We start from the raw sequence: 26,337 nt of genomic DNA, 5'->3' as shown, positions 1-26,337 counted from the left end.
ACAACGGGCGTGGCCCGTCTCCCGCCGTGGCGGCGGGGAACGGGCCACGTCGGTCGCGGAGAGATGTCACTCCTGGTCCATGGTCGCGGTCTGACCCGACATCACGGCCTCCAGACCACCGGCCTGCTCGATCTCGGCCTCGGTGTAGGGGATGGCCCCGGAGCAGGAGGCACCGGGTTCAGGGACGTCGGAGCTCTGCTCGTAGAGGCGGAGGAACTGGCCCAGGCGCTCGTCGGCGGGGGAGTCGACGGCGATCTGCCTGCCCCAGGCCGACGCGACGACGGGGGCCGGCATCTCGCCCTCGTAGGGACTGACGAGCACGTAGGAGCCGGGCGTGTACAGCGCCTCAAGGGCGGCGACCTGGTTGTCGGGCAGCTCGGGGTCGTAGGTGATCCAGACGGCGCCGTGCTCCAGGGAGTGGACGGCGTGTATGGAGGTCACCGGGTCGGCGTAGACGCCGCAGTTCTGCCAGGCCGCGTGGTGGTCGCCGCCGACGGGCGGACTCTGCTCGTAGTCGACCGGTTCGGTCACGTGGTTGTTGGTGAGGCCCTCGAAGGTCTGGACCCCGTCGATGTTGCGCCGCTGGTACTCCATGTACCCGGCGAAGGCGACGCCGCCGACCACCAGCAGCGCGGCCGCGGTGATGCCGGTCGTCTTGATGATCTTCCTGCGCTTCTCCTCACGCAGTCGCTGAGCACGCATCTCCGCCGCTCTTTGGCGGCGCTGTTCGGCCGTGCGCTTGCCCACCTTTGGTCCTCACCCATCACCCGGAGACGTACATGCGTCCTTATCCTCTTAAGGCAGCATACGCATCGAAAACGCCGCATTTACCAGGATGGTTCCCGTGAGTAACGAGGGCGACGTCAGGGACGTACCGGTTCGGCAGGTCGGAAAAGGACGTGGTGTGCCCTGGCCCATCGCGGCGTTGCTGGTGGTCGTGGCGCTGGTCGCGGGCTACCTGACGGGGCGTCCCACGGTTCCGCTCGACACCTCGGTCGACGCCGGCTTCCTGCGGGACATGACCGTCCACCACACCCAGGCGGTGGACATGTCAATGACCATCCTGGAGAAGACGGACGAGCCCATGCTGGAGACCGTGGCCTACGACATCGCCCGTACCCAGCAGTCACAGGCCGGGCGTATGCAGGGATGGCTGGTGCAGTGGGGCCTGAACGCGCGGGGCTCCCAGCCGCCGATGGCCTGGATGGCCGGACACGGCCACGGAGGGGGCTCAGGGGAGGCCCCCGAGCGGATGCCGGGCCTGGCCACCGAGGACCAGCTACGCGAGCTGGAGGAGGCCGAGGGGGTCGACGCCGAGATCGTCTACCTGCGCCTCATGATCGTCCACCACGCCGGCGGCATCGAGATGGCAGAGGTCGCGGCGGCGGAGGCGGACGTGTCCTACGTGGCGGGGTTCGCGCGCGGCATGGCCGAGGCGCAGCAGAGCGAGATCGACTTGATGAACGACCTGTTGGTGGAGCGCGGGGCCGAACCCGTCGACGTCTGACCGGTCCCGCGTGCGCCTCGGCCGGGGCGCACGCGGGACTGTGACGCATGACCCTCACGACACGACTGATTTACTACGTCGTGTAGAACTACACTTTGTAGTACTACCGGCGGTCGGCCCCGCCGGCGTTCGGAGAGGCGGTCATGGACGCACTTGACCTCGCACGGTGGCAATTCGGGATCACCACCGTCTACCACTTCCTGTTCGTACCGTTGACGATCGGTCTCGCGGTCATCGTGGCCTGCCTGCAGACCGCCTGGTACCGCACCGGCAGGCACGAATACCTGCGGGCCACGAAGTTCTTCGGCAAGCTGTTCCTGATCAACTTCGCGATCGGGGTCGTCACCGGCATCGTGCAGGAGTTCCAGTTCGGCATGAACTGGAACGACTACTCCAGGTTCGTCGGCGACGTGTTCGGCGCCCCCCTGGCGATGGAGGCGCTGCTCGCCTTCTTCCTCGAATCGACGTTCATCGGTCTGTGGATCTTCGGATGGGACAAGCTCCCCCGCCGCATCCACCTCGCCTGCATCTGGATCGTCGCCATCGGCACCAACCTGTCGGCCTACTTCATCCTGGCCGCCAACGCCTGGATGCGGCACCCCGTCGGCTACGAGGTGAACGAGGAGACCGGGCGCGCCCAGCTCACCGACATCTGGGCGGTGCTGTCCAACCCCCAGGCGTGGTCCACCTACCTGCACGTGACCGCGGGCTCGTTCATCACCGCCGGCCTGTTCGTCGTCGCGGTCAGCGCCTTCAAGCTCTGGCGCAACCGCGCGCACGGTGACACCGGCGAGCCCGGTGCGACCCCGCCCAAGGGCGACCACGAGCTGTTCCGCAAGACGCTGCGGCTCGGCATGGCCGTCACCCTCATCGCCGGTGTCCTCGCGGTCTTCTCCGGCGACCAGCAGGCCAAGCTCGCCGCCGAGTACGAGCCGATGAAGCTCGCCGGCGCCGAAGCGCTGTGGAACACCGAGGACGCCGCCCACTTCTCGATGTTCGCGGTCGGCGACACCGAGGCCGGCACCAACATCGTGGACCTCAGCATCCCCTACGTGCTCAGCTTCCTCGCCACCGGCGAGTTCGGCGGCACCGTCGAGGGCATCAACAACCTCCAGGCCCAGTACGAGGCCGCCTACGGTCCCGGCGACTACACGCCCAACATCTTCGTCCTGTACTGGTCGTTCCGGCTGATGATGGGCCTGGGCATGGCCGGCGTCGCGCTGTCGGCGCTGGGCCTGTGGCTGACCCGCGACAGGCGGCTGCCCGCGTCGCGCTGGTTCTACCACGCCGCGGTGCTGACGCTGCCCGCGGCCCTGGCCGCCAACATCTTCGGCTGGGTCCTCACCGAGATGGGCCGCCAGCCCTGGACCGTCCACGGCGTGCTGCTGACCGCCGACAGCGTCTCGCCCGGCGTCAGCCTCACCTCGGTCGCCATCTCGCTGACCGCCTTCACCGCGATCTACGGCGTCCTCGCGGTCGTCGAGGCGCGGCTGCTGTTCCGCTACATCAAGGCCGGCCCGTCCCACGTCGTCCCCGAGCTCGACGAGGACGCGGCCGACGACAAGGACGCTCCCGTCCCGGCGTTCGTCTACTAGGAGCCACGCCATGGATCTCGCACTCCTCTGGTTCATCGCCATCGCGGTCCTGTGGACGGGATACTTCGTCCTCGAAGGGTTCGACTTCGGTGTGGGCATGCTCCTGCCGGTCCTCGGCAAGGACAACACCGACCGCAGGGTCATGATCAACTCGATCGGCCCGGTGTGGGACGGCAACGAGGTCTGGCTGATCACCGCGATCGGCGCCATGTTCGCCGCCTTCCCCGCCTGGTACGCCTCCGCGCTCAGCGGCTTCTACCTGCCGATCCTGCTCATTGTGCTCGCGCTGATCGTGCGCGGCGTGGCCTTCGAGTACCGGGGCAAGGGCGACACCGATCGCTGGCGGGCCCGCTGGGACCAGGCGATCTTCTGGGGCAGCGCGCTGCCGGCCGCGCTGTGGGGCGTCGTGTTCGCCAACTTCGTGCGCGGTGTCGCGATGGACGCCGACCACGTCGTCACCGCCGGGGTGATGGACCTGCTCAACCCCTACGCGCTGCTGGGCGGCCTGACGACGCTGTCGCTGTTCACCCTGCACGGCGCGGTCTTCCTCGGCCTCAAGACCGACGGTGAGGTGCGGACGCGGGCCCGCCGGGCCGTCCCCCGGATCGCGCTGGTCGCCGTCCCCGCGACCGTGCTGTTCCTGGCCTGGACCCAGGCGGCCTACGGCGCGACGTGGACGCTGGTGCCGGCCGTGGTCGCCGGGGTCGCGCTCGCGGCCGGCTCGCTGCTGGCCGTCAGGGGGCGCGAGGGGTGGTCCTTCACCGCCACCGCGGTGTCCATCGTGGCGGCCACGGTGCTGCTGTTCGGCTCGCTGTTCCCCGAGGTGCTGCCCTCCACGACCGACCCCGCGTTCAGCCTGACCATCGCCAACGCCTCCTCTGCGGAGTACACGCTGACCGTCATGACCTGGGTCGCGGTGTTCTTCCTGCCGCTGGTACTGGGCTATCAGGCGTGGAGCTACTGGGTGTTCCGCAAGCGGATCAGCCGCTCCCACATCGAGCCGGCGCCCGCCTACGGTGGCACCGCGCACGGTTCTCCACAGGCCCACCGGATTCCTTTCCCCGGCCAGGGCGACTAGGGAGAATGAGGTCATGAAGCCCCTCGACCCCCGTCTGGTGCGCACCGCCCGCGCGGTGCGGGTGCACCTGGCCGTCACGGTGGTGTGCGGTGTCGTGGTCACCTGCCTGGTCCTGGCCCAGGCGTGGCTGCTGGCCCGCGTGATCTCCGGCGCCACCGACGGACAGGGGGTCGGGGAGCTCGCCTGGGCGATCTCGGCCGTGGCCGTGGTCGCGATCGCCCGGGCGGTGCTGTCCTACGGTGCCGAGACCGCCGCCCTGCGCTCCGCGGCGCGCGCCAAGTCCGAGCTGCGGCGCAGACTCATCCGGCACGTCACGGGCACCTCGGACTCCGCCCCGGCCGCGGCCGGGGGATCAGACTCGGGACCGGTCTGGTTGTCAGGGCAGACCGGTCCCGATGGGACGAGCACGCCACGCGCCGGCGAACTGGTCACTCTCGCCACTCGTGGCCTGGACGCGCTGGATGACTACTTCGCCCGGTATCTCCCGCAGCTGGTGCTGGCGGTGCTCGTCCCCGTTGCCGTTCTCGTGGTGGTCGCCCGGGCCGACTGGATCTCGGCCGCCGTCATCGCGGTGACCCTGCCCCTCATCCCGATCTTCATGGCGCTGGTCGGGTGGCACACCCAGGCGCGCACCCAACGCCAGTGGCGGCTGCTCAACCGGCTGGGCGGACACTTCCTCGACGTGGTCGAGGGCCTGCCCACGCTGGCGATCTTCCGGCGCGCCAAGGCCCAGGCCGCCATCATCCGGCGCATCACCGACGAGCACCGCGGCGTCACCATGTCCACGCTGCGCATCGCGTTCCTGTCGGCGTTCGTCCTGGAGTTGCTGTCCACCCTCGCGGTCGCGCTGGTCGCGGTCGAGATCGGCCTGCGGCTGATGTACGGGATGCTCGACTACGAGACCGCGCTGCTCGTGCTCATCCTCGCCCCCGAGGCCTACCTTCCGCTGCGCGAGGTCGGCGCCCGCTTCCACGCCAGCATGGAGGGGGTCGCGGCGGCCGAGCAGGTCTTCACCGTGCTCGACTCCGGCCCCGCTCGCGAAGCCCCCGCCGGCGGCCCCGCGGCTCCGCGCTCGCGGGCCGGCGATGAGGTCGCCGCCCTCCCCCGCCGCGCCGGCGGTCCCGCCCCACGGATCCGGTTCGACGGGGTCGGTCTCGTCTATCCCGGGCGCGACGTTCCCGCGCTGCGCGACGTCGACCTCGTGCTCGAGCCCGGGCGCAGCCTGCTTCTCACCGGTCCCAGCGGCTCGGGCAAGAGCTCCCTGCTGGCCCTGCTGCTGCGCTTCGCCGAGCCCACCACGGGCACGATCCTGGTCGAGGACGCCTCCCTGGCCGCCCCCGTCCCGCTGTCGCTGCTGTCCGCCGACTCCTGGCGCGCCGCCATCGCCTGGGTGCCCCAGCATCCCTACCTGTTCGACGACACCGTGGCCGGCAACATCCGGCTGGGCGCTCCCGACGCCAGCGACGCCGAGGTCCGGCGGGCCGCCGAGCTCGCCGAGGCCCACGGTTTCATCTCCGCGCTGCCCGACGGCTACGCCACCCGGCTCGGCGAGCGCGGCGCCCGCCTGTCGGCAGGTCAGCGCCAGCGCGTCGCGTTGGCCCGCGCCTTCCTGCGCGACGCGCCGATCGTCCTGCTCGACGAGCCCACCGCCCACCTCGATCCCGACAACGCGCGGGCGGTGCGCGTCGCCGTCGCGCGGTTGCTGCGCGACCGTAGCGGCGTCATCGTCGCCCACGACACCGGCTGGACCGACATCGTGGACGCCGTCGCCCACATCGAGGCCGGCCGGGTCGGTGAAAGGATCCCGACGTGAACCGCGAACCCCTATGGCGGATGATCGCGCTGGCCCGCCCGCGCGGTGCCCGGTTCGCCCTGGGCGTGCTGCTCGGCGCGCTCGCCACCGGATCGGGGGTCGCCCTGCTCGGGGTGGCCGCCTGGCTCATCTCCACCGCCGCCCAGCATCCGCCCATCACGGCGCTGAGCGTCGCCGTCGTGGCCACCCGCGCGCTCGGTGTCAGCCGGGGCGTCATGCGCTACCTCGAACGCCTCGTCACCCACGACGCCGCGTTCCGCACGCTCGCCGACGTGCGCGTGCGGGTCTATGAGCGCCTGGCCCGCACCGAGCCCGTCCGCCGTTTCCGTTCCGGCGACCTCGTCTCCCGGCTGGTCAGCGACACCGACGCCACCCAGGACCTCCTGGTGCGCGGGCTGACCCCTCCCCTGGTCGGGATCGTCACCGGCGGGGCCGTCGTGGCGGTGTGCACCGCGCTGTTCGCCCCCGGCGGCCTGTTGCTGGCCGCGGGGCTTCTCTCGGCCGGTGTCGCGGTCCCGTTGGCCGCCGCCGCGCTGGGGCGGGGGCCCGGCCGGCGCCTGGCCCGGGCCCGCGGTGATCTCTCCACCTCCCTGGTCGACGCCTTGCACGGCGCCCCCGACCTCATCGCCTACGGCGCCATGGACCGGGCCGTGCGGCGGGTCGAGGAGGCCGACGCCGAGATCACCCGGGTCGCCCGGCGCGACGCCGCGCTGCTCGGGTTCGGCGAGGGCGCCATCGCCCTGGCCACCGGCCTGACCGTGTGGGCCACCCTGCTCCTCGGCGTGGCCGCGGTGTCCGAGGGGACGCTGGGACCGGTCCCCTTCGCGGTGGTCGTCCTCACCGCGCTGGCCGCGTTCGAGATCGTCTCCCCGCTGCCGGCGGTCGCCGCCCGGCTCGGCGCGGTGCGAGCCAGCGGCGAGCGGCTGTTCGACGTGCTCGACACCCCCGCCTCGGTGAGCGACCCCGCCGACCCCGCGCCGCTGCCCGACGGCCCGGCCCGGCTACGGGTGCGCGGGCTGCGGGTCCGCTACGGCGCCGACGAGCCCTGGGCCCTGGACGGCGTCGACATCGATGTCCCCCCGGGACGGACCGTCGCGGTGCTGGGGCCCAGCGGCGCGGGGAAGAGCACGCTGGCCGCCATCCTGCTGCGTTTCCGCGACCCCGACTCCGGAACGGTCGAGCTGGACGGCACCGACCTCACCCGGCTGCCCGTCGACGAGGCCCGGCGGGTCATCACCGGCGTCCCCCAGGACCCCCACGTCTTCACCAGCACGCTGCGCGAGAACCTGCGCCTGGCCCGTCCCGGAGCCGGCGACGGGGAACTGTGGGAGGCGCTGCGGCGGGCCAGGCTCGCCGACGACGTCGAGGCGATGCCCGAGGGCCTGGACACCGAGGTCGGCTCGCACGGCGCGCGGTTGAGCGGCGGCATGCGGCGGCGGCTCGCACTCGCCCGGGCGCTGCTCGCGGCCCCGCGCGTCCTCGTCCTCGACGAACCCACCACCCACCTCGATCCCGACGCCCGCGACGCCGTGGTCACCGACCTGCTCGACGCCACCGAGGGCCGCTCGACGCTGCTCATCACCCACGACCTCGCCGGGCTGGAGCGCGTCGACCACATCTACGTCGTCTCCGAGGGCAGGGTGCTCCAGCACGGAAGCCACGAGGAGCTGCTGTCGCGTGCCGGCTGGTACCGCGACGCCCACGCCCTCCTGCGCCGGGGGTGACCGCCTCCGGCGGGTGGAGGGTCCCCCTCAAGATCAACGGGGGAACGGATCGGGCGGTATTGTCGCGACGTGTTCTCTCCCTTGCGAAACCTCGTCTCCGGCGTCGGTGTGCTCCTCCAGGGGTTCGGCATGGTGCTACGCCGGCCGAAGCTGTTCGTCCTCGGAGCGATCCCGCCGCTGATCACCTCGATCCTGTTCGTCGTCGCCCTGGTCGCGCTGGTCCTCAACCTGGACGACCTGACCACGTGGATGACCCCGTTCGCCTCGGGGTGGGACGACGCCTGGCAGAACGCGCTCCGTGTGACGTTGGGCATCGTGCTGGTCGTGGCCTCCGTGCTGATCATGGTGATCGCCTTCTCCGGGCTCACGCTGGCCCTGGGGTTCCCGCTGTACGACAAGATCGCCGAGGACGTCGAGGAGGAACTGGGCGGCGCGCCGCCCCAGACGGACGAGCCCGTCGTGTCCTCCGCCGTGCGGGCGATCCGGCAGTCGCTGGCGCTGATCGCGTTGTCCGCCCTCGTCTCGATCCCGTTGTTCGCCGCCGGGTTCATCCCGGTCGTCGGCCAGACCGTCATCCCGGTGATCTCGGCGATCGTCGGCGGCTGGTTCATCTGCACCGAGCTGGTCGGCACCGCCTTCGACCGGCGTGGCCTGCGTAGACTCGCCGACCGGCGCACCTGGATGCGCCGCCACCTCGCCCTCGTCCTCGGCTTCTCGATCCCGGTGTACCTGTTGCTGGCGATCCCCTTCGTGTCCGTGGTGGTGTTCCCCGCGGCGACGGCCGGCGGCACCATCCTGGCCCGTCGGTTGCTCCCCCCGGCCACGCCGGAGGTCCCCCGGACCACGTAGTTTGATTTTCGAAGGAAAGAGTGACCGAGATCGGCGGCGGCATGCCCGAGACGACACCAGGGTCGAAGCGCGATGACGCGCCGGTGGGGCCCTCAGAGCTACCCGAGGTCTATGGGGCGATCGAGAAGGGCGGACGCAGGCTGAGCGTCGGCCTGATCCGGTTGCTGCACTCCATGGCCGGCCAGTTCGGGCTGAACCCCACGGACATGCAGTGCTGGTCCCTGCTGCAGGTGAACGGCCCGATGACCCCGGGCCGGCTGGCGCACCTGACCGGCCTGACCTCGGGCGCCATCACCGCGGTCATCGACCGGCTGGAGCGCTCGGGCTACGTGCGCCGGGAGCGTCACCCCGACGATCGGCGCAAGATCATGGTCGCGATCCGCAAGGACCACCAACCGCCCGCGGCGTCGCTGATCGGCCTGCGCGACGCGATGGTCACGATGCACTCGGGGTACAGCGACGAGGAGCTGCGGGTGGTCTCCCGCTGGTTGGAGGACGTCAACGGCGTCCTGGAGGAGCTGGCCGACCGCGCCCAGCAGATCCGCTGACCCGCCCCGGCCCTTCGGCGGGCGCGCGGGCGTCCGCGGCGAAGCGGTGGCACCCCACAGCACGTCGACGGCCCGGGCACACGAGGTGCCCGGGCCGTCGACGGTGGCGTGGACCGGGACGGAGCTCCACCGCCGGGTGACGGTCTCCTTCCCCGCAGGTCCCGTTCGCGCCCAGACGGTTCAGCGCAGGCCGGGCTCCCGCTTGAGGCCGGTGCGGATGAGCCGGTCCACCAGCGCGGCGTAGTCGAGCCCGCCGGCCGCCCACATCTGCGGGAAGGCCGAGGAGGGGGTGAAGCCGGGCATGGTGTTGAGTTCGTTGACGTAGACCTCGCCGTCGTCGCCGTAGAACATGTCGACGCGGGCCAGCCCCTCGCACCCCATCGCCTCGAACACCTCGGCGGCGGTGCGGCGGATGCGCTCGGTGACGTCGGCCGGCAGATCGGCCGGGATGGTCAGGGAGCTGGAGGACAGGTACTTGGCCTCGAAGTCGTAGAAGTCGAAGCCCTCGGCGACGTGGATCTCGGCGGGCGGCGACACGTCGGGGGCGCCGCCGTCCTCGGCCTCCAGGACACCGCATTCGATCTCGCGGCCGGAGATGTTGGCCTCGACGATGACCTTCGGGTCGTGGCGGCGGGCCTCCTCGATCGCGGCGATGACGGCGTCGCTGTCGGAGGCGTCGCCGACCTTGGAGATGCCCACGCTGGAGCCCGCGCGCGCGGGCTTGACGAAGACGACGCCGCCGAGCTCGGCGATGTCGTCGAGGACGCGCTTGCGCTCGTCGCGCCAGGTCCGGTCGGTGACCGCGACGTAGCGGCCGACCCTCAGGCCGTGGGCGGCGAGCAGCGCCTTCATGACGACCTTGTCCATGGAGGCGGCGCTGGCCAGGACGCCGGCGCCGACGTAGCGGGCGCCGATCATCTCGAACAGCCCCTGGATGGTGCCGTCCTCGCCGAAGGGGCCGTGCAGCAGGGGCAGGACGACGTCGATGCGGCCAAGAGCGCGCGGCGCCTCGTCCGCGGGGACCTCTAGGAGGCCGGGTTCCCCCGCGAAGGGGATGGCGAGTTCGGATCCCGCGTCCCCGATCTCGGGGAGGCGTCCGTCGCTGATGGCCAGGCGTGCCGGGTCGGAGGGGGCGAGGACCCAGGTGCCGGACCGGGTGATGCCGACGGGGACGACCTCATAGCGGTCGGTGTCGATGACCGAGAGCACACTGCCCGCGGTGACGCAGGAGATCTCGTGCTCGGAACTGCGCCCGCCGAAAACGACGGCGACCCGTGTCTTTTGCTGCTCGGCCATGGTGCCTGACCCTATCTCGCTACCACTGGGAATCTGAAACATACGACGCCGCCCCAAAAGGGGTTTTTCGTCATACCCAGGATCGCAGCCGGAACAGCCCGGACGGTACGACGACACGGCGCCCCGGCCCGCCGTGGCGGCCCCGCCCTCCTCCGGGGAGGAGCGGTCGGGGCCGTCCCCGACCGCTCCGTCAGACGCCGTCGAGGGCGGCGAGCACGTCGGCGATGAGGTCCTGGGGGTCCTCCAGGCCGATGGAGAATCGCACCGCCGCCGGCCCGATGCCCGCCGCCCGGATCGCCTCGTCCGACATCTGACGGTGGGTGGTGGAGCCGACGTGTCCCACGATGGTGTGGGTGCCTCCCAGCGACGCCGCGATGGTCGCCACGCGCAACCGGTCGGCGAAGGCCATCCCGGCCTCGCGCCCACCGCGGGGGGTGATGGTCACCACGGCGCCGTACCGGCCCTGGTCGAACAGCTTGCCGGCGAGGGCGTGCCCGGGGTGGGCGGGCAGGCTGGGGTGGTCGACGCGCTCGACGGCGGGGTGCTCGGCCACGGCGGCGGCGAACTCGGCGGCGGTGGCGCACTGGCGGGCGACGCGCAGGGGCAGCGTCTCCAGGCCACGCAGCAGGAGGAACGCCTCGTCGGCGGCCAGGCAGGGGCCGAGGTCGACGCGGGCGGAACGGACCTCGGCCATGAGCTCGGGCCGCCCGACGACGACGCCACCGGTGGCGTCGCTGTGGCCGCCGATGTACTTGGTGGCCGAGTGGACGACGAGGTCGGCGCCGTGCTCCAGCGGTCGGCACACGGCCGGGGAGGCGAAGGTGGAGTCGACGACGAGCAGCGCGCCGACCTCATGGGCGATGCGGGCGAGCTGCGGGATGTCGGAGACCGTCATCGTCGGGTTGGAGAGCGTCTCGGCGAACACCACGCGGGTCTCGGGGCGCAGGGCGGCGCGCACCGCGTCGAGGTCGGTGATGTCGACGAAGTCGGTCTCGACCCCGAACCTGCGGAACAGGCCGTCCAGCAGCGAGTAGGTGTTGCCGTAGATGGAGCGGGCGGCGACGACGTGGCTTCCGGCGGCGGTCAGGGCGAGCAGCGCGGTGCTGATCGCGGCCATGCCCGAGGCGAAGGCCTGTCCCCGCACCTCGTGGTCGAGGCCGGCCCCCTCCATGGCGGCGACGGCGTGGGCGAAGGCGTCGGTGGTGGGGTTGTCGATACGCGCGTAGGAGTAGCCGGCGGCGGTCCCGTTGAGGACGTCGGCGTACTCCTGGGACGTGGCGAAGGCGTAGGTGGTGCTGCGATGGACCGGGGTGCGCAGCGGGTCGCCCACGGGCGCGGGTGACACCGGAAGTCGGAGCGCCCGAGTGTTCTCGCCTAGACGGTCTGTCATATTTCCTCCCGGTTTGAGGTTAAAAGACCGATGTTTCCGACGTGTTAACCCCGCACTCCTCCCCCGCGGCCACGCGGAAAGACCCACCGCCCACGGTCAGGAGCGCCGGAAGGGACGGGCGGAGAACTCAGACGCCGTAACGCTCGGGCTTGGCGCTACGTGACATGAACCGCAGCAGCGCCTCGGCCGGGGGCAGGTTCTCGTGCATCATCTCCACGACCGCTTCGGTGATCGGCATGTCCACGTCGTTGGCCCGCGCCAACGCGAGCACCGACTCCGAGGACTTGACCCCCTCGGCGGTCTGCCGGGTCTCGGCGACGACCTCGGCCAGCGTCAGGCCCGATCCCAGCCGTTCGCCGAACGTGCGGTTGCGTGACAGCGGGGAACTGCACGTCGCCACGAGATCGCCCATCCCGGCGAGTCCCGCGAGCGTGTGCTCGTCGGCCCCCAGGCTCACGGCGAGCCGCACGGTCTCGGCGAGCCCCCGGGTGATCAACGACGCCTTGGCGTTGTCCCCGAACCCCATCCCCACCGCGACGCCCACCGCGAGGGCGATGACGTTCTTGACCGCGCCGCCCAGCTCGACGCCGACGATGTCGGTGGTGGTGTAGGGACGGAAGTAGGCCGACTTGCAGATGTGCTGCAACCGGACCGCGGTGTCCTCGTCACGGCAGGCGACCACCGCCGTCGCCGGCTGGCGTTCGGCGATCTCCCGGGCCAGGTTGGGACCCGAGACCACGGCGACCCGATCGTCGGGCAGCTCCAGGACCTCGGCGGCGACCTCGCTCATCCGCCGCGACGTCCCCAGTTCGATGCCCTTCATCAGGCTGACGACGACCGCGCCCGGCTCGACGTGGCGCTTCCACTCGGTCAGGTTGGCGCGCAGCGTCTGCGAAGGCACCGCGATGACCACGAACTCCGCGCCGGCGAGCGCCTGCGCGACGTCGGTGGTCGCCCGCAGCCCCGGGTTCAGCGTGATGCCGGGGAAGTAACCCGGGTTCTCGTGCCGCTCGTTGATCGCGTCGACCACCTCGGCCCGTCTGCCCCACAGCGTCACCCGCGCCGCCCCGGCGTCCGCCACCACGTTGGCGAACGCGGTGCCCCACGAGCCGCTGCCCAGCACCGCGACCTTCGTCATCTCTCCCCCTCCCGTCCGGCCGGCGCTCACGCCTGCGAGGCGTCGTCGCGGCGTTCCTCGCCGTCGGAGTCCTGCGCCAGGCCACGGCGCGCCTGCCTGGGGTCATAGGGCAGGGCCGGGGGTTCCTCACCGCGCAGGCCCGCCTGGAGCTCGGTGATGGCGCGCATGATGTCGGCGGTCGCCTCGCGCAGCAGGGTCGCGGTGAGCGGGCGCCCCTCGTAGGCGGACAGGTCGACCGGCGGCCCGGCCACCATCTGCACCCGCTTACGCGGGAAGGGACGGAACCTGGCCGTTCCGTAGGGCAGCAGGTGTTGCTCGCCCCAGTGGGCGACCGGGACGATCGGGACCTTCGTGGTCAGCGCGAGGCGGGCCACGCCGGTCTTGGCGACCATCGGCCACAGCTGCGGGTCACGCGTGCAGGTGCCCTCGGGGTAGAAGATCACCGACGCCTGGTCCTCGGTGAGCGCCTTCTCGGCCTCACGCAACGCCTTGACCGCGTCGCTGCTGCCTCGGTGGACCGGGATCTGGCCGGTCGAACGGGCGACGGCGCCCACCACCGGGATACGGAAGACCCCCTCCTTGGCGGTGAAGGTCGGCCAGCGGCGGCCGGCGACGTAGAGGTAGTGCGCGATGGTGAGCGGGTCCGCCATCGACAGGTGGTTGGCGGCGATGATCACACCGCCTTCGCGCGGGATGTTCTCCTGCCCGCTCCACTCGGTCCTGGTGATGGCCGCCATGATCGGGCGGACGACGGCGACGACGATCGCCTTCACCCAGCGAGACTCCCGGGGCTTCATGACGGACTCCTTCGGTTGACCCTGTGGCCGATCCTGACGACGGCTCCCGTGGCGGACGCACACCGTGGTGGGGTGGCCCGGCCCTGCGGTAACGTCCCGCGGCGCGCGACCGCTCCAGTGTAGGCAGTCCTCCACCCCGCTCCGGAGCGGACCGTGCCCACCGGACCGTAGTCTGCATTCCCGGGGTGCCGTCCGGGCCGAGGGCGGTGGGGAACTCGAGGGGTACCGGTGACCACAGACCAGGCGGGCGGGGAGTGGACCCTGGTCGTTCCGGTGAAGCGGCTCTCGGCGGGCAAGTCGCGGCTGGCCGGCTTCGCCGGGGAGCACCGCGGCGAGCTCGCGCTGGCCGTGGCCTGTGACACCGTGCAGGCCGCGGTGTCCTGTCCCTCGGTCGTCGCGGTGTTCGTCGTCACCGACGACCCGCTGGTCGCACGGCGCGTGACCGACCTCGGCGCGCGGGTGGTGCCCGACCCTCCGGAGGCCGGGTTGAATCCGGCGTTGGTCCACGGCGCCGCCCATGCGACCGCCCTGTTCCCACGGGCGGGGACGTGCGCGCTGTCGGCCGACCTGCCGGCGCTGCGCCCCGGTGAGCTGGAGCGCGTCCTGGGCGCGGCGGTGGCGCATGAGCGCTCCTTCCTCCCCGACACACCCGGCGTGGGGACCACGCTGTACGCCACCGCCCCGGGCGCGGTCTTCGCCCCGGGGTTCGAGGGCGAGTCGCGCCGCCGGCACCGTGAGCTCGGCGCGGTCGAACTGGCCGTCGAGGAGGTCGCCAGCGTACGGCGGGACGTCGACACTCCGGCCGACCTGGCGGAGGCCGTGGCGCTGGGGGTCGGTCCGCACACGGCGAAGGTGCTCGCCCGGCTGGGCCTGTGAGACCCTCCCACGGGAGGAGGGCGGGCCGGCGCAGACGTAGGGCCGCCCGGGTCCCCAGGGACCCGGGCGGCCGTCACACGGTTCTCAGAGCGTTATTTCTTCCCCTCGTTCACCAGGGCCTTGAAGTCTGCGCCGGGACGGAATTTCGGCACGAAGCTGGCCGGTACGTCGATGGCCGCCCCGGTGGCGGGGTTACGGGCCGTGCGAGCGGCGCGCTCGGATTTCTCGAAGACCCCGAATCCGGTGATGGCCACCTTGTCGCCCTTGGCGACGGTCTGCTGGATGGTCTCCAAGATGACGTTGACTGCTTCGGTGGCGGTCTTCTTGTCCCCCAACCGGTCGGAGATCGCGTCAATCAGTTCACGCTTGTTCATTGGTTCCTCCGGTTCCCCCTTGCTCGCTCGAAATTAGGGGACACCGGCACCCGGACACAAATACAAACGCCCGGGAAATCAGCGTGTCGGGGGTCTTCCACCTGCGACGGGAGATCTCGAAGCATCTTGTCGAGGCGTTCGGACGCCCGAAGAGGATCTCTTTTGACCGCTTCCGTGACCGTCAAAAGCTTACGAATAGTCGCAATACGGACGCCCTCCGGAAGAGAATTGGCGCGGCGGTGCGCCTCCCGCAGCCGCCGCGCCAAATCCAGGTAAAATTCCGGTTCCTCAGGGCGGTCCGCCCCTACTGGGTGACCGGGAGCCACGGCTTGCGCCGCTCCTCGAACGCCGCGATCTCGTCGGTGTGGCGCAGCGTGAGACCGATGTCGTCGAGCCCCTCCATCAGCCGCCAGCGGGTGTAGTCGTCCAGTTCGAACGGCTCGGTCACGCCGGGGGCCCGCACCTCGCGCGCCACCAGGTCGACCGTGACCTCCGTGGCCGGGTCGGCCTCGACCGCCGCCCACAGCCGCTCGATGACCTCCTGCGGCAGGATCACCGTCAGCAGGCCGCCCTTGAGGGAGTTGCCACGGAAGATGTCGGCGAATCGGGAGGCCAGCACGGCCTTGAAACCGTAGTCCTGGAGCGCCCAGACCGCGTGCTCGCGCGAGGATCCGGTACCGAAGTCGGGGCCGGCGATGAGCACGGTCCCCCCGGCGTACTCGGGACGGTTCAGCACGAAGTCGGGGTCGTTGGCCCGCCAGGCGGCGAAGAGCCCGTCCTCGAAACCGCTCCGGCTGACCCGCTTGAGGTAGACGGCGGGGATGATCTGGTCGGTGTCCACGTTGCTGTAGCGCAGCGGCACGGCGCGGCCCGTGTGGACGGTGAACTTCTCCATGTCGGCGATCCTCTCGGATACGTGGCTGGCTACAGGTCGGCGGGGGAGGACAGGGTGCCGCGGACCGCGGTGGCGGCGGCGACCAACGGTGACACCAGGTGGGTGCGGCCTCCCTTGCCCTGCCGGCCCTCGAAGTTGCGGTTGGAGGTCGAGGCGCTGCGCTCGCCCGGCTTGAGCTGGTCGGGGTTCATGCCCAGGCACATCGAGCAGCCGGCCTCGCGCCACTCGGCTCCCGCCGCGGTGAACACCTCGGCCAGGCCCTCCTGGGCCGCCTGCTCCTTGACCCGCATCGAACCGGGGACGACGAGCATCCGCACCCCCTCGGCCACCTTGCGGCCCTTGATGATCTCGGCCGCGGCGCGCAGGTCCTCGATGCGGCCGTTGGTGCACGAGCCGAGGAAGACCGTGTCGATCCGGACGTCGCGCATCGGCGTGCCGGCCTCCAGCCCCATGTAGGCCAGCGCCTTCTCCGCCGCGGCGCGCTCGTTGGGGTCGGCGAAGTCCTCGGGGGCCGGCACCGCGGCGTCCAGTGGAACGCCCTGGCCGGGGTTGGTGCCCCAGGTGACGAACGGGCTCAGCTCATCGGCGTCGAGCACGACCTCGGCGTCGAAGACGGCGTCGGGGTCGCTGCGCAGGCTCTTCCAGTGGGCGACCGCGGCGTCCCAGTCGGCGCCGGTGGGCGCGTGCGGGCGGCCCTTGATGTAGTCGAAGGTGGTCTCGTCCGGGGCGATCATGCCGGCGCGCGCGCCCGCCTCGATCGACATGTTGCAGACCGTCATCCGGGCCTCCATCGACAGCGACCGGATGGCCTCGCCGCGGTATTCGATGACGTAGCCCTGACCACCGCCCGTGCCGATCTTGGCGATGACGGCCAGGATGATGTCCTTGGAGGTGACCCCGGGCTTGAGCGTGCCGTTGACGGTGACCGCCATGGTCTTGAACGGCGTCATGGGCAGCGTCTGGGTGGCCAGGACGTGCTCGACCTGGCTGGTGCCGATGCCGAAGGCCAGCGCGCCGAACGCGCCGTGGGTGCTGGTGTGGCTGTCGCCGCAGACGATCGTCATGCCCGGCTGGGTCAGGCCGAGCTGGGGACCGACCACGTGGACGATGCCCTGGTCGATGTCGCCCATGGGGTGCAGGCGGACGCCGAAGTCGGAGGCGTTCTTGCGCAGCGTCTCGATCTGGGTGCGCGAGACCGGGTCGGCGATGGGGAGCAGGATGTTCTCGGTCGGGACGTTGTGGTCCTCGGTGGCGATGGTGAGGTCGGGACGGCGCACGGGACGTCCGGCGAGGCGCAGCCCTTCGAACGCCTGCGGGCTGGTGACCTCGTGGACGAGGTGCAGGTCGATGTAGAGCAGGTCGGGCTCCCCCTCGGCACGCCGGACGACGTGCTCCTCCCAGACCTTCTCGGCCATCGTGCGAGCCATGTGTGACGCCTCCTCGCGTCTCGACGGTTTCCTCGGGGTCCTCTTGGCCTCGCGTCATCGGGCGGGGAGGTCGTGCCACGCCGCCCACCGCTCGCCGCGAGCGAACTTGCATTCCAAATAGCGAGACGGCAATATCAAGCCATGGACAACTCTAGCCCATCGAGCGGCGTAGGTGTGTTGGACAAGACGATGTCGGTCCTGGACGCGCTGGAATCGGGCCCCGCCTCCCTCGCCCAGCTCGTCCAGATCACCGGGCTGGCCCGGCCGACCGCCCACCGGCTGGCGGTCGCGCTGGAACGCCACCGCATGGTCGCCCGGGACAGCCAGGGCCGGTTCGTGCTCGGCCCGCGCTTGGGCGAGCTGTCGATCGCCACCGGCGAGGACCGTCTCCTCGCCGTCTCCACCCCGGTCCTGGCCCAGCTCAGGGACCTCACCGGCGAAAGCGCCCAGCTCTACCGCCGCCAGGGCGAGCATCGGGTCTGCGTGGCCGCCGCCGAGCGGGCCAGCGGCCTGCGCGACACCGTCCCCGTCGGCAGCGAACTCCCCATGAACGCCGGCTCGGCCGCACAGGTCCTCATCGCCTGGGAGGACTCCGAACGCATCCGTCGGGCGCTGCGCGGCGCCCACTTCACCGCCGCGACCCTCACCCAGGTCCGCCGCCGCCGTTGGGCGCAGAGCGTCGGCGAACGCGAGCAGGGCGTCGCCTCCGTCTCGGCCCCGATCTCCGGACCGGGTGGCCGGGTGATCGCCGCCGTCTCGGTCTCGGGACCGATCGAGCGCCTGACCCGCTCCCCGGGCCGGCTGCACGCCCAGGCCGTGATCGCCGCCGCCGAGCGGATCAGCGAGGCCCTGCACAGCAGCGAGGCCTACGGGTGATCCCGGTCCCGCTCACCGGGTGAGCGGGACCGACAGGATCCGGTCGTCATCGGGAGCGGGCTCGCCCCGGCCGTCGAGGTTGCTGGTGGAGACCCACACGCCCGCCCCGTCGGGGGTGGCCGCGACCGCGCGCAGCCGCCCCCGCTCCCCCACGAACAGCGCCTCGGGGTCGCCGACCTCGCCCCCGCCGAGCAACGGGATCCGCCACAGCCGTTCTCCGCGCAGTGCCGCCACCCACAGCGACCCGGCGGCGACCGCGGCCCCGCTCGGCGACGCCTCGTCGGGGGTCCACTCCACCACGGGGTCGACGTAGGGCCGCCGGCCGGCCTTCCCCTCGACCTCGGGCCAGCCGTAGTCACCACCCGGTTCGATCACGTTGACCTCGTCGTAGGTGTTCTGGCCGAACTCGGTGGCGTACATGGTGCCCTCCTCGTCCCAGGCCAGGCCCTGGACGTTGCGATGGCCGTAGCTGTACACGAGGTTGCCGAACGGGTTGCCCTCGGCGGGCTCGCCGTCGGGGGTCATGCGCAGGACCTTGCCCCCGAGGGAGTCGGTGTCGCGGGCCAGCTCCTCGCGGCCCGCGTCGCCGGTGCCGGCGTAGAGCATCCCGTCCGGCCCGAAGGCGATGCGGCCCCCGTTGTGGAAGGAGGCGCTGGGAATGCCCGATACGACGATCTCGGGCTCTCCCAGTCCCGCTTCGGTGTCATAGGGCATGCGCACGATCCGGTTGTCCTCCGCCGAGGTGAAGTAGGCGTAGACGGCGGTGTCGCCGGTGGACTCCGGTGCCACGGCCAGGCCGAGCAGTCCGCCCTCCCCCTGCGGGCGCACTCCCTCGATCTCGCCGGCCTCTCGGGTGGCGCCGTCGGGCTCCACGCGCAGCACCCGCGCGGAGTCGCGTTCGGCCACCAATGCCGCGCCGTCGGGCAGGAAGACGATGGACCACGGCACCCCGAGGCCGGTGGTGACGTCCCGCGGCTCTCCCGGGGGGATCAGCCGCTCCGGCGAACCGGTTCCACCGGGCGAGGGCGGCGCGGACTCCCTCGGCCGCTCCCCTCCCCCGTCGGAACAGCCCGCGACGAGCAGTGCCACCACCACGGTGGCGGCCGTCCACGCTCGCTGTCCCATGTTCCCTCCCGCTCCCGCTGCTGTGGCGTTCCCAGCCGTACCCGTTCGGGCATCCGGATCACCCGGATGCCCGAGAGGTCGTCTGCGACCTGGCGGAACGGGACGGCGGCGCGCCGGCCGGCGTCCCGAGCCGCTCAGCCACCCGTTCCCGCCCGGCGCAGCCGGTCGGCGGCGGAGCGGTTCGCCCGGGTGACCGGTCGGGTCCCCAGCGCCTCTCCCAGGCCGAAGACGGGCATGTGCGTGTAGAAGGCCTCGTGCCCGGGGCCGTGTGACGCCTCCTGCCGGCCGAGGTGGTAGGTCTCGTGCCAGATTCCCACCGCCCCGTCGTCGACGTGCCGGTAGAAGTCCCGCCAGGCCCCCTTGTGCAGGGAGTCGTGGGCGTAGGCCATCAGTTTCTCGGTGCTCTCCCAGTACTGGACGGAGGTGACGCCCCGGCCGTCGACGAGGGATCGGCTGGCCAGCAGTCCCCGGCCCCGCTCGGCCCGCAGCTCGCCGAGCATCTCGTTGAAGGACCGCGTCACCCACCACCAGGCGCGGACCCGCCGCCAGTCGTTCACCCGCATCCCGATGAGGAACAGGGTGAATCCCTCGCTCGCCTCGGTGGTCATGCGTCCGTGTTCGATCTCGGCCATGTCGCCTCCTCCATCCGTCCCGGACCTTTGGGGACGGCCGGACACCGTTCGGTTGGATAGTTCCACTCTCCAATATTAGAGAGTATAACTATCCAATACGGATGTGAAGGGGGAATCGGTGCGGATCTCGGAACTGAGCCGCGCGAGCGGCGTACCGGTGGCGACGATCAAGTACTACCTGCGCGAAGGACTGCTCCCACGGGGAGAGACCACCTCGGCCACCCAGGCCGTCTACTCCTCCGCGCACCTGCGGCGGCTCCGCCTCATCCGGGCGCTCGCCGAGGTCGGCGACGTGCCCCTCGCCCGTATCAGAGGGGTGCTGGACGCCGTGGACGACGAGCAGATCGGTCCCCACCTCCTGCTCGGCACCGCGCTGTACCAACTGGACAGCGACGCCCCCGCTGAGGAGGACGACAGCGCCGACCAGGCACGTCAGACCGCCGAACGGCTCCTGAGCGGATTGGGCTGGCGGACCTACTCCGGATCGCCGGCCCGGGGGCGGCTCGTCCGGGCACTGGCCACCTTGGACCGCCTCGGCCTGACCATCCCCCCGGAGGTACTGTCACGCTACGCGGAACTCGCCCACGAGGCGGCAGAACGCGACCTGGAACTGCTCGACGCCGCGGCCCCCCGGGAGGAGATCGTGGAACGGGCCATCGCCATCACCGTGCTGATGGAACAGACGTTCACGGCACTGCACCGGATGGCCCAGGAGGACATCTCGGCCGGCAGGTTCGGAACCGGCGCCCCGGGGTGCTGAAGCGGCCCGCCACGACGTAGGCGCTCTGACGACAAGGAGCCCCCACCCTCACGGGTGGGGGCTCCTGCTGGTACCCCCGACCGGATTTGAACCGGCGTTACCGCCTTGAGAGGGCGGCGTCCTAGGCCGCTAGACGACGGGGGCCTTGGACCGCGTGACGCGGACGGACTGTCGGACAGTCCGGGTGGTCTCCCGAGGGATTCCACTCGCTGGGGTACCAGGACTCGAACCTAGACTAACTGAACCAGAATCAGTCGTGCTGCCGATTACACCATACCCCAGTGCTTTTCGGGGAGGTTTCCCTTTCGGGCCCTGCTCCCCTCGGCGCAGGAATTACTTTAGCGGAGATCCGGAGTGCTCGCGAACCGAATGGGACCGCCCCCGGGTGGCCCCCGCCACGAACGTGCCCGTGGCGGGGGCGGACGGTCAGGCCTCGGCGTCCTGGGTGGCGTCGAGCTTGGCCAACGCGGCCCGCAACCGCTGGAGCGTCCGCTCGCGGCCGAGCAATTCCAGCGACTCGAACAGCGGCAGGCCGACGGTGCGTCCGGTCACCGCCACACGTACCGGCGCCTGCGCCTTGCCCAGCTTCAGACCGTGCTCGGCGCCGGCCTCCTCCAGCGCGGCCTTCAGCTCCGCGGCCCGCCAGGGCAGATCCGGATCGTCGTAGCGGGTCAGGGCCGCGGTCACCATCTCCCGGCCGACACCCGGCTTCATCGCCTTGTTCCAGCTCTGCGGGTCCTCCACCGGCTGGTCCAGGAACAGGAAGTCCACGTTGGGGATGATCTCGGAGAGCACCGCGATCCGGCTCTGGGCCAGCGGCGCGACCCGCTCGAAGACCACCTCGTCGTACCCCTCGGCCGGCCACGGCGCGACATCGGGCGCCAGCCAGGGGCGGCAGCGCTCGATGAACTCCTTGAGGTCCAGGGCGCGGATGTACTCGCCGTTGAAGGCGCGCAGCTTCTTCTCGTCGAAGAAGGCGCTGGAGCTGTTGACCTTGGAGACGTCGAACAGCGGCTCCATCTCCGACCACGGCATGATCTCCCGATCACCGCCGGGCGACCAGCCCAGCAGCATCAGGTAGTTGACCATGGCCTCGGGGAGGTAGCCCTCCTCCTGGTAGGACTCCAGGGCCACCTTGTCCCGGCGCTTGGACAGCTTCTGCCGCTTCTCGTTGACGATGACCGGCAGATGCGCCCACACCGGCGGGGTGTGGCCCAGCGCCTCCCACAGCAGCTGCTGCTTGGGGGTGTTGGACAGGTGCTCCTCACCCCGGACGACCTCGTTGATCCCCATCTCGATGTCGTCGACGACGTTCGCCAGGACGAACAACGGCGAACCGTCGGCCCGGGCGATCACGAAGTCCTCGATCGCGCTGTGCTCGAACTCCACCCGGCCGCGAACCCGGTCGTCGACCACGGTGGGGCCGCCCTCGGGCACCCGGAAACGCAACGCCCGCCCCGGCCCCGGCTCCAGGCCGCGATCCCGGCAGAACCCGTCATAACCGAGGTGCTCGTTGCCGCGCCGCTGCTGCACCTGCTCACGGGTGCAATCGCAGTAGTAGGCCCGCCCCTCCTCGTAGAGCCGCCGCGCCGTCTCGCGGTGCTTGTCGGCGTAGGCCGACTGGAAGTAGGGCCCCTCGAAGTGCTCGTCGCCCTCGCGGATCCCCAACCAGGCCAGGGCCCGGATGATGCCCTCGGTCCACTCGGGCTTGTTGCGCGCGGCGTCGGTGTCCTCGATGCGCAGCACGAACCTGCCACCCGGCTGCTGGCGCGCCAGCGCCCAGTTGAACAGCGCGGAACGCGCGCCGCCGACGTGGAACATCCCGGTGGGTGACGGCGCGAAGCGCACCCGCACGGTTTTGCTGTCAGTCACTCGTCCTCGTCCTTAGTCCCGGGTGACGACCCGGTTGGTCAGTTCGCCGATTCTTTCGATGGAGACGGTCATCTGCTGCCCGACCTGAACAGGGCCCACGCCCGCGGGGGTCCCGGTGAGGATGACGTCGCCGGGCACCAACGTCATGAACGAGCTGACGTAGGAGATCAGCTCGGGGATGCCGTGGATGAAATCCGAGGTCCGGCCGTCCTGGCGCACCTCTCCGTCCACCGTGGTCGTGACGCGCAGGTCGGCGGCCTCCTCCAGGCTCAGGCCGGTCTCGATCCAGGGGCCCAGCGGGCAGAAGGAGTCGAAGCCCTTGCCCCGCGTCCACTGCTTGTCCTTCTTCTGCAGGTCGCGGGCTGTGACGTCGTTGGCGCAGGTGTAGCCGAAGATGACGTCCTTGGCCCGTTCCGGCGGGACCTCGCGGCACAGCCGTCCGATGACGATGGCGAGTTCGCCCTCGTAGTCCACCCGTTCGGAGATGGCCGGGTGGAACACCGGATCGCCCGGGCCGGTGACCGCCGTCGAGGGCTTGAGGAACACGACGGGCTCCTCGGTGGACTCGCCGGTGATGTCCTTCATCTCGGCGACGTGATCGGCGTAGTTCTTGCCGATGCACACCACCTTGCTCGGCAGGATCGGCGAGAGCAGCCGGACGTCCTCCAGTTTCATCGGGTCGCCGGCGAGCTTGATCGGGCCGAGCAGCGGGTGCCCCACGATCCGAGAGACGAACCGCTGGCCTTCGGCGTCGATGTCGACAAGGCCGAAGGCGACCTCGGACTGGTCGTCGAGGGTGGAGAATCTCGCGATGCGCACGGGCCTACCTCTGCTTTTCACGTCCGTCTTACCTCGGACAGGCTACCGAGCCGCGTCCCGCTCCTTGCCGTGCGCGTTCGCCCCGGATCGCGCCTTCGTCGCGGCCTCCGGCGACCGTACGCGCCCCTTCGGCGACCGTCCGTCGCGACGACCCGCGGTGTGTGACGGCGCATATCCCCAGTTAACAGATTGTTTACAACGGATCGCCCGGAGGTTACCCTCTTTGGGAGCGCTCCCGTGAGCTTGGTCACAAGCTCTTGCGGAACGTGTCACACTCCTGTCCGCCGTTTCCATCCCCCGAACGACCGACCCGAGTTTGGGAGCGCTCCCAGCGACGTTCCCCGCATGACCGGCCCGCCTGCCCCCGGACCGCCCTCGGAGGTCACCGTGCCCCGTCACCCCCGAGCCCCGCCGCCCGCGCCGCGCCCCCCAGCACAGCCGCACTCTCCCCGCGCGCGACCCCGCGCCGGACCCCGATCGTCTCCTTCTCCCTCTCCCTTTTCAGGCAAGGAAGGTCCCGATATGGGAAACATCCCCCCGTCTGCGAACCGACGTTCGCGGACGAGACGCGGCCTGGCGGCCGTGTCCGCAACCGCCATGGGCGCCGGCATGATCGCCCTGGCCTCGCCCGCCTCCGCCGCGGCCGGCTGTGAGGTCGACTACCAGGTCAACAGCTGGGGGTCGGGCTTCACCGCCAACGTGACGGTCACCAACCTGGGCGACCCGATCAACGGCTGGACGCTGGAATGGGACTTCCCCGGCAACCAGCAGGTCACGAGCATGTGGAGCGCGTCCTACACCCAGTCGGGCGCGAGCGTCACCGCTGAGGACGCCTCCTACAACGCGGCCATCAACACCGGCGGAAGCATCTCGTTCGGCTTCAACGCCAACGGTTCGGGCGACGCTCCCGACTCCTTCACGCTCAACGGCGTCGTCTGCGACGGCGAGACCGGCGAGGAGCCGGAGGAGCCGGAGGAGCCCGAGGAGCCCGAGGAGCCGGAGGAGCCCGGCAACCCCGGCAACCCGGGCGAGCGCGTGGACAACCCCTACGTCGGGGCCGACGTCTATGTCAACCCGGTCTGGTCGGAGAAGGCCGCCGCGGAGCCCGGTGGTGACGCGGTCGCCGACCAGCCCACCGGTGTCTGGCTGGACCGCATCGGCGCCATCGAGGGCAACGACAGCCCGACGACCGGCAACATGGGACTGCGCGACCACCTCGACGAGGCCCTGGAGCAGCAGTCCGGCGACACCCCGATGGTCGTCCAGCTGGTCATCTACAACCTGCCCGGCCGTGACTGCGCCGCGCTGGCCTCCAACGGCGAGCTCGGCCCCGACGAGATCGACCGTTACAAGAACGAGTACATCGACCCGATCGCCGAGATCCTCAGCGACCCGGCCTACGCCGACCTGCGGATCGTGACCACGGTCGAGATCGACTCGCTGCCCAACCTGGTCACCAACGTCGGCAACCGGCCCACCGCCACCCCCCAGTGCAACGAGATGCTGGCCAACGGCAACTACGTCAACGGCGTCGGCTACGCCCTGGCCACCCTGGGCGACATCCCCAACGTCTACAACTACGTTGACGCCGGCCACCACGGCTGGATCGGCTGGCCCGACAACTTCGGCGCCTCCGCCGACATCTTCTACCAGGCGGCCAACGCCAGCGGCGCCACCCCCGACGACGTGCACGGCTTCATCGCCAACACCGCCAACTACTCCGCGTTGAAGGAGGACCACTTCTCCATCAGCGACTCGGTCAACGGCCAGATGGCCCGCCAGTCGCGCTGGATCGACTGGAACAACTACGTCGATGAGCTGTCCTTCGCCCAGGCCCTGCGCCAGGAGCTGATCTCGACCGGCTTCGACCCCGGCATCGGCATGCTGATCGACACCTCCCGCAACGGTTGGGGCGGCCCGGACCGGCCCACCGGCCCCGGCCCGCGCACCGACATCAACGCCTTCATCGACGGTGGCCGCTACGACCGCCGCATCCACCTGGGTAACTGGTGCAACCAGGCCGGCGCCGGCCTGGGCGAGCGCCCGACCGCGGCTCCCGAGCCCGGCATCGACGCCTACGTCTGGATGAAGCCCCCGGGCGAGTCCGACGGCGCCAGCGAGTACATCCCCAACCCTGAGGGCAAGGGCTTCGACCGGATGTGCGACCCGACCTACCAGGGCAACGCGCGCAACAACTACAACCCCTCGGGGGCCCTGCCCGACGCCCCGATCTCCGGCCACTGGTTCTCCGCGCAGTTCCAGCAGCTCCTGGCCAACGCCTACCCGCCGGTCGAGTAACCCTCGCCGCACCCCGGCGCCCGTCCGTCCTCTCCCGGCGGACGGGCGCCGCCCCTTGTCCGCCCCGCGTCGCCTCGGGACCGGGGGTGCCCCGCCTCCGCGAACCGGGGTCCTATCCTCGGGATCGAGGTGAGTGAGAGGAGGGCGACGTGCCCAGTGTGGTGAAGTTCAATGTCCTGACCGTCCCCGAAGGGGCGGGGGCGACCCTGGAGGAGCGGTTCGCCAAGCGCGCCGGACTGGTCGAGAACCAGCCGGGATTCGAGGAGTTCCAGCTCCTCCGGCCGGTCGAGGGCACCGACCGCTACCTCGTCTACACCCGTTGGCGCTCCGAAGAGGACTTCCAGAACTGGGTGAACAGCACCGCCTTTCGCGCGGGGCACGCCCAGGCCGCCGAGGACGCGGGGCGTTCGGGACACGGACACGGCCATGGGCACGGCCAGGGAGGCCCCGCCGCCACCGGCAGCGAGTTGTGGGGCTTCGAGGTCGTCCAGCAGGTCAAGGCCGCGGAGTAAGGTGGGCGGCGGGTCCGCGGCACATGTTGCGGACCGTGCGGACCCGCCGCCACGGGGAGCCCGAAAAGCGTGTACGGACTCTCGTGATCTGCGATCCTGAGGGGGACCCCGGGTTCTAGGAAGGTCCTCGCGTGCC

General features: G+C 71.0%; 25 protein-coding genes and 2 tRNA genes. 12 read left to right on the top strand and 15 right to left on the bottom strand.

Going from position 1 to position 26,337, the window contains the following annotated elements; all coding sequences use genetic code 11:
• Positions 1 to 66: 66 nt before the first annotated feature.
• Positions 67 to 702, bottom strand: coding sequence for a DUF3105 domain-containing protein (locus tag B5D66_RS17115; protein ID WP_200813689.1), 636 nt, complete (start codon positions 700 to 702; stop codon positions 67 to 69).
• A 202-nt stretch (positions 703 to 904) separates the two neighbouring features.
• Between B5D66_RS17115 and B5D66_RS17110 the strand changes: the two genes are divergently transcribed.
• The 7 genes from B5D66_RS17110 (at position 905) to B5D66_RS17080 (ending at position 9,114) form a co-directional block, all read left to right on the top strand.
• Positions 905 to 1,507 (top strand): DUF305 domain-containing protein, encoded by a 603-nt coding sequence (locus tag B5D66_RS17110; protein WP_327308808.1) that lies wholly within the window; start codon positions 905 to 907, stop codon positions 1,505 to 1,507.
• A 143-nt stretch (positions 1,508 to 1,650) separates the two neighbouring features.
• On the top strand, positions 1,651 to 3,102 hold the full coding sequence (locus tag B5D66_RS17105) for a cytochrome ubiquinol oxidase subunit I (RefSeq protein WP_078762752.1): 1,452 nt from the start codon (positions 1,651 to 1,653) through the stop codon (positions 3,100 to 3,102).
• 10 nt (positions 3,103 to 3,112) lie between these two features.
• On the top strand, positions 3,113 to 4,180 hold the full coding sequence (gene cydB, locus B5D66_RS17100; RefSeq protein WP_078762751.1) for a cytochrome d ubiquinol oxidase subunit II: 1,068 nt from the start codon (positions 3,113 to 3,115) through the stop codon (positions 4,178 to 4,180).
• A 13-nt stretch (positions 4,181 to 4,193) separates the two neighbouring features.
• Entirely contained in the window at positions 4,194 to 5,993 is a 1,800-nt protein-coding gene (gene cydD / locus B5D66_RS17095) for a thiol reductant ABC exporter subunit CydD (protein WP_078762750.1), read from the top strand.
• Positions 5,994 to 6,013: 20 nt separating this feature from the next.
• The gene (gene cydC, locus B5D66_RS17090; protein ID WP_078762749.1) at positions 6,014 to 7,717 is read left to right on the top strand and encodes a thiol reductant ABC exporter subunit CydC; all 1,704 of its coding nucleotides are present in this window, start codon (positions 6,014 to 6,016) and stop codon (positions 7,715 to 7,717) included.
• Positions 7,718 to 7,786: 69 nt separating this feature from the next.
• A complete protein-coding gene (locus tag B5D66_RS17085; protein WP_078762748.1) occupies positions 7,787 to 8,566 on the top strand; it encodes an EI24 domain-containing protein in 780 nt (259 codons plus the stop codon).
• Positions 8,567 to 8,586: 20 nt separating this feature from the next.
• The gene (locus B5D66_RS17080; RefSeq protein ID WP_078762747.1) at positions 8,587 to 9,114 is read left to right on the top strand and encodes a MarR family winged helix-turn-helix transcriptional regulator; all 528 of its coding nucleotides are present in this window, start codon (positions 8,587 to 8,589) and stop codon (positions 9,112 to 9,114) included.
• Positions 9,115 to 9,294: 180 nt separating this feature from the next.
• Here B5D66_RS17080 and B5D66_RS17075 read toward each other — a convergent pair whose 3' ends face one another.
• The 4 genes from B5D66_RS17075 to B5D66_RS17060 form a co-directional block, all read right to left on the bottom strand.
• Positions 9,295 to 10,410 carry a D-alanine--D-alanine ligase family protein gene (locus B5D66_RS17075; protein WP_078762746.1) on the bottom strand — a complete coding sequence of 372 codons (1,116 nt, stop codon included), beginning with the start codon at positions 10,408 to 10,410 and terminating at the stop codon, positions 9,295 to 9,297.
• Between the two features lie 190 nt (positions 10,411 to 10,600).
• Positions 10,601 to 11,800, bottom strand: coding sequence for a trans-sulfuration enzyme family protein (locus tag B5D66_RS17070; protein ID WP_078762745.1), 1,200 nt, complete (start codon positions 11,798 to 11,800; stop codon positions 10,601 to 10,603).
• Between the two features lie 127 nt (positions 11,801 to 11,927).
• Positions 11,928 to 12,938, bottom strand: a complete 1,011-nt coding sequence (locus B5D66_RS17065) for an NAD(P)H-dependent glycerol-3-phosphate dehydrogenase (RefSeq protein ID WP_078762744.1) — start codon at positions 12,936 to 12,938, stop codon at positions 11,928 to 11,930.
• Between the two features lie 26 nt (positions 12,939 to 12,964).
• Positions 12,965 to 13,735: a lysophospholipid acyltransferase family protein gene (locus B5D66_RS17060; protein ID WP_078762743.1), complete on the bottom strand. Its 771-nt coding sequence runs from the start codon at positions 13,733 to 13,735 to the stop codon at positions 12,965 to 12,967.
• Positions 13,736 to 13,963: 228 nt separating this feature from the next.
• Between B5D66_RS17060 and cofC the strand changes: the two genes are divergently transcribed.
• Complete coding sequence (cofC, locus tag B5D66_RS17055; protein WP_078762742.1) at positions 13,964 to 14,611, top strand: 2-phospho-L-lactate guanylyltransferase; 648 nt, start codon at positions 13,964 to 13,966, stop codon at positions 14,609 to 14,611.
• A gap of 92 nt (positions 14,612 to 14,703) precedes the next feature.
• Here the strand turns inward: cofC and B5D66_RS17050 are convergent, their stop codons facing one another.
• Genes B5D66_RS17050 through leuC form a run of 4 tightly spaced genes read right to left on the bottom strand, consistent with a single transcriptional unit; the run spans position 14,704 to position 17,307 of the window.
• Complete coding sequence (locus B5D66_RS17050; RefSeq protein WP_078762741.1) at positions 14,704 to 14,985, bottom strand: HU family DNA-binding protein; 282 nt, start codon at positions 14,983 to 14,985, stop codon at positions 14,704 to 14,706.
• The gene (locus tag B5D66_RS26610; protein WP_455429567.1) at positions 14,982 to 15,311 is read right to left on the bottom strand and encodes an SCO5555 family protein; all 330 of its coding nucleotides are present in this window, start codon (positions 15,309 to 15,311) and stop codon (positions 14,982 to 14,984) included. Before B5D66_RS26610 ends, B5D66_RS17050 begins: the two co-directional genes overlap by 4 nt.
• On the bottom strand, positions 15,290 to 15,880 hold the full coding sequence (gene leuD, locus B5D66_RS17040; RefSeq protein ID WP_078762740.1) for a 3-isopropylmalate dehydratase small subunit: 591 nt from the start codon (positions 15,878 to 15,880) through the stop codon (positions 15,290 to 15,292). The genes B5D66_RS26610 and leuD overlap by 22 nt, the downstream gene beginning before the upstream one ends.
• A 29-nt stretch (positions 15,881 to 15,909) precedes the next feature.
• Positions 15,910 to 17,307 carry a 3-isopropylmalate dehydratase large subunit gene (leuC, locus tag B5D66_RS17035; protein WP_078762739.1) on the bottom strand — a complete coding sequence of 466 codons (1,398 nt, stop codon included), beginning with the start codon at positions 17,305 to 17,307 and terminating at the stop codon, positions 15,910 to 15,912.
• Positions 17,308 to 17,496: 189 nt separating this feature from the next.
• On the opposite strand from leuC, the gene B5D66_RS17030 reads away from it, so the two are divergent.
• Entirely contained in the window at positions 17,497 to 18,183 is a 687-nt protein-coding gene (locus tag B5D66_RS17030; RefSeq protein ID WP_078762838.1) for an IclR family transcriptional regulator, read from the top strand.
• Between the two features lie 12 nt (positions 18,184 to 18,195).
• Here the strand turns inward: B5D66_RS17030 and B5D66_RS17025 are convergent, their stop codons facing one another.
• Both B5D66_RS17025 and B5D66_RS17020 read right to left on the bottom strand, forming a co-directional pair.
• Positions 18,196 to 19,308, bottom strand: a complete 1,113-nt coding sequence (locus B5D66_RS17025) for a PQQ-dependent sugar dehydrogenase (protein WP_078762738.1) — start codon at positions 19,306 to 19,308, stop codon at positions 18,196 to 18,198.
• Positions 19,309 to 19,442: 134 nt separating this feature from the next.
• Positions 19,443 to 19,940 carry a DUF4188 domain-containing protein gene (locus B5D66_RS17020; RefSeq protein ID WP_078762737.1) on the bottom strand — a complete coding sequence of 166 codons (498 nt, stop codon included), beginning with the start codon at positions 19,938 to 19,940 and terminating at the stop codon, positions 19,443 to 19,445.
• Positions 19,941 to 20,058: 118 nt separating this feature from the next.
• Between B5D66_RS17020 and B5D66_RS17015 the strand changes: the two genes are divergently transcribed.
• Positions 20,059 to 20,700 carry a MerR family transcriptional regulator gene (locus B5D66_RS17015; protein WP_078762736.1) on the top strand — a complete coding sequence of 214 codons (642 nt, stop codon included), beginning with the start codon at positions 20,059 to 20,061 and terminating at the stop codon, positions 20,698 to 20,700.
• A 68-nt stretch (positions 20,701 to 20,768) separates the two neighbouring features.
• Here B5D66_RS17015 and B5D66_RS17010 read toward each other — a convergent pair.
• The 4 genes from B5D66_RS17010 to B5D66_RS16995 all read right to left on the bottom strand — a co-directional run bounded on the left by B5D66_RS17010 (position 20,769) and on the right by B5D66_RS16995 (position 23,391).
• Positions 20,769 to 20,844 (bottom strand) — tRNA-Glu (locus B5D66_RS17010).
• Positions 20,845 to 20,909: 65 nt separating this feature from the next.
• Positions 20,910 to 20,981: transfer RNA gene (locus B5D66_RS17005), tRNA-Gln, on the bottom strand.
• Positions 20,982 to 21,126: 145 nt separating this feature from the next.
• On the bottom strand, positions 21,127 to 22,572 hold the full coding sequence (gene gltX / locus B5D66_RS17000; protein ID WP_078762735.1) for a glutamate--tRNA ligase: 1,446 nt from the start codon (positions 22,570 to 22,572) through the stop codon (positions 21,127 to 21,129).
• A 12-nt stretch (positions 22,573 to 22,584) separates the two neighbouring features.
• Entirely contained in the window at positions 22,585 to 23,391 is an 807-nt protein-coding gene (locus B5D66_RS16995) for a fumarylacetoacetate hydrolase family protein (protein ID WP_078762734.1), read from the bottom strand.
• Between the two features lie 522 nt (positions 23,392 to 23,913).
• Between B5D66_RS16995 and B5D66_RS16990 the strand changes: the two genes are divergently transcribed.
• Together B5D66_RS16990 and B5D66_RS16985 are read left to right on the top strand one after the other, a co-directional pair.
• Positions 23,914 to 25,689, top strand: a complete 1,776-nt coding sequence (locus B5D66_RS16990) for a glycoside hydrolase family 6 protein (protein WP_078762733.1) — start codon at positions 23,914 to 23,916, stop codon at positions 25,687 to 25,689.
• Positions 25,690 to 25,838: 149 nt separating this feature from the next.
• Complete coding sequence (locus tag B5D66_RS16985; protein WP_078762732.1) at positions 25,839 to 26,201, top strand: antibiotic biosynthesis monooxygenase family protein; 363 nt, start codon at positions 25,839 to 25,841, stop codon at positions 26,199 to 26,201.
• Positions 26,202 to 26,337: the final 136 nt, after the last annotated feature.

Origin of the sequence: Marinactinospora thermotolerans DSM 45154, from assembly GCF_900167435.1 — a bacterium.
Classification (GTDB): Bacteria; Actinomycetota; Actinomycetes; order Streptosporangiales; family Streptosporangiaceae; genus Marinactinospora; species Marinactinospora thermotolerans.
The sequence above is the reverse complement of the archived record's forward strand: the minus strand, read 5'-3'. Positions and strand labels throughout refer to the sequence as shown.

Excerpts from the sequence above, each read along its gene's own strand:
- leuD (WP_078762740.1), bottom strand. The coding sequence starts at position 15,880 with ATGGAGAAGTTCACCGTCCACACGGGCCGCGCCGTGCCGCTGCGCTAC.
- B5D66_RS17025 (WP_078762738.1), bottom strand. The coding sequence starts at position 19,308 with ATGGGACAGCGAGCGTGGACGGCCGCCACCGTGGTGGTGGCACTGCTC.
- cydB (WP_078762751.1), top strand. The coding sequence starts at position 3,113 with ATGGATCTCGCACTCCTCTGGTTCATCGCCATCGCGGTCCTGTGGACG.
- B5D66_RS17070 (WP_078762745.1), bottom strand. The coding sequence starts at position 11,800 with ATGACAGACCGTCTAGGCGAGAACACTCGGGCGCTCCGACTTCCGGTG.
- B5D66_RS16990 (WP_078762733.1), top strand. The coding sequence starts at position 23,914 with ATGGGAAACATCCCCCCGTCTGCGAACCGACGTTCGCGGACGAGACGC.
- B5D66_RS17105 (WP_078762752.1), top strand. The coding sequence starts at position 1,651 with ATGGACGCACTTGACCTCGCACGGTGGCAATTCGGGATCACCACCGTC.
- B5D66_RS17020 (WP_078762737.1), bottom strand. The coding sequence starts at position 19,940 with ATGGCCGAGATCGAACACGGACGCATGACCACCGAGGCGAGCGAGGGA.
- leuC (WP_078762739.1), bottom strand. The coding sequence starts at position 17,307 with ATGGCTCGCACGATGGCCGAGAAGGTCTGGGAGGAGCACGTCGTCCGG.
- B5D66_RS17115 (WP_200813689.1), bottom strand. The coding sequence starts at position 702 with ATGCGTGCTCAGCGACTGCGTGAGGAGAAGCGCAGGAAGATCATCAAG.
- cydC (WP_078762749.1), top strand. The coding sequence starts at position 6,014 with ATGATCGCGCTGGCCCGCCCGCGCGGTGCCCGGTTCGCCCTGGGCGTG.
- B5D66_RS17060 (WP_078762743.1), bottom strand. The coding sequence starts at position 13,735 with ATGAAGCCCCGGGAGTCTCGCTGGGTGAAGGCGATCGTCGTCGCCGTC.
- B5D66_RS17075 (WP_078762746.1), bottom strand. The coding sequence starts at position 10,410 with ATGGCCGAGCAGCAAAAGACACGGGTCGCCGTCGTTTTCGGCGGGCGC.
- B5D66_RS17065 (WP_078762744.1), bottom strand. The coding sequence starts at position 12,938 with ATGACGAAGGTCGCGGTGCTGGGCAGCGGCTCGTGGGGCACCGCGTTC.
- cydD (WP_078762750.1), top strand. The coding sequence starts at position 4,194 with ATGAAGCCCCTCGACCCCCGTCTGGTGCGCACCGCCCGCGCGGTGCGG.
- B5D66_RS17050 (WP_078762741.1), bottom strand. The coding sequence starts at position 14,985 with ATGAACAAGCGTGAACTGATTGACGCGATCTCCGACCGGTTGGGGGAC.
- B5D66_RS17030 (WP_078762838.1), top strand. The coding sequence starts at position 17,497 with ATGTCGGTCCTGGACGCGCTGGAATCGGGCCCCGCCTCCCTCGCCCAG.